The organism is Streptomyces sp. NPDC002265 (assembly GCF_040296125.1).
GTDB lineage: Bacteria > Actinomycetota > Actinomycetes > Streptomycetales > Streptomycetaceae > Streptomyces.
On record NZ_JBEOWS010000728.1, the window covers coordinates 1 to 1016 of the forward strand.

Genomic DNA, 1016 nt, shown 5'->3' on the forward strand with positions numbered 1-1016 from the left:
CCTGGCGGGAGGTGCTGATCGCGCGCAGTTCGAAGTCCGGCAGCGCCTTGAGCGCCGGGACGTGGCTGATCGAGGCCCAGCCGTGCTGGCTTGCGCCGATGATGCCGATACCGATGGTGCTCATGTGCCTGCTCCTGCGAGTGACCGGGTGACCGGGTGTGCGTGTGTCCGGGGTGCGTGTCCGGGCGGGCGAATGCCCTGGGTAAGGGGGCGGCCGGAGACCGGACTGCTGCTGTCTCCCTGGCCGCGTTCCCCAGTGGACACTATCTGGAATGAAGAGTCAAGAAGGGTCCATCCTGGCGCCGGGCGGGCGGCGAATTACCTGCTGTGCTGGAGGCACCTGCGGCTCACAGTGGTAATTGACTGATCATTCCTGATTCGGATACCCTGGCCGGCATGGCCAGGATCAGAGAGTTCGACACCGAAGTGGTGGTGGAGGCGGCGATGGACGCCTTTCGCGCCAAGGGCTACGAGGGCACGTCCGTGCAGGACCTGGTGGCGGCCACCGGAGTGGGGCGAGGGTCGCTCTATGCCGCCTTCGGCAGCAAGGAGGGGCTGTATCTCGCCGCCATGGATCGCTACCGCGAGATGCACGCCGTGCCCCTGGTCGACATCCTGCGCGCCGGTGCCCCGGCGCGCGAGCTGATCCGTGAGGTCCTGCTCGGCACCGTCGATACGATCGTGGAGGACGGCAACCGCAAGGCCTGCCTCATCGTGGGTGCCGCGATGGAGCGCATCGCCCATGATCCCAAGGTCGCCGCCCATGTGCGCGTCACGACCACCTCAATCGAGGACGCGCTGTACGAGGTCATCGTGGAGGCCCGGTCGAAGGGCGAACTGCCCGCCGGCCGCCGCCCCCGCGACCTCGCGCGGTATCTCGTCGCGACGCTCCACGGGCTGCGGGTGCTGGGTGCCATCAACCCCGACCGGGCCTCGCTTGCCGCAGTCGCAGAGGTCGCCCTCGACGCTCTCGGCTGAAATTGCCCGTACCGGACCCAGGCGAGGCACCCCACGGC

1 protein-coding gene is annotated in these 1016 nt (G+C 68.4%); it reads left to right on the top strand.

The window, feature by feature from the left end:
- The first annotated feature begins 396 nt into the window (after window positions 1-396).
- Complete coding sequence (locus ABT085_RS46590; protein WP_351623334.1) at window positions 397-978, top strand: TetR/AcrR family transcriptional regulator; 582 nt, start codon at window positions 397-399, stop codon at window positions 976-978.
- The last annotated feature ends 38 nt before the right edge of the window (window positions 979-1016 follow it).

Coding starts and splice junctions, on each gene's coding strand:
- ABT085_RS46590 (WP_351623334.1), top strand. CDS start 397: ATGGCCAGGATCAGAGAGTTCGACACCGAAGTGGTGGTGGAGGCGGCG.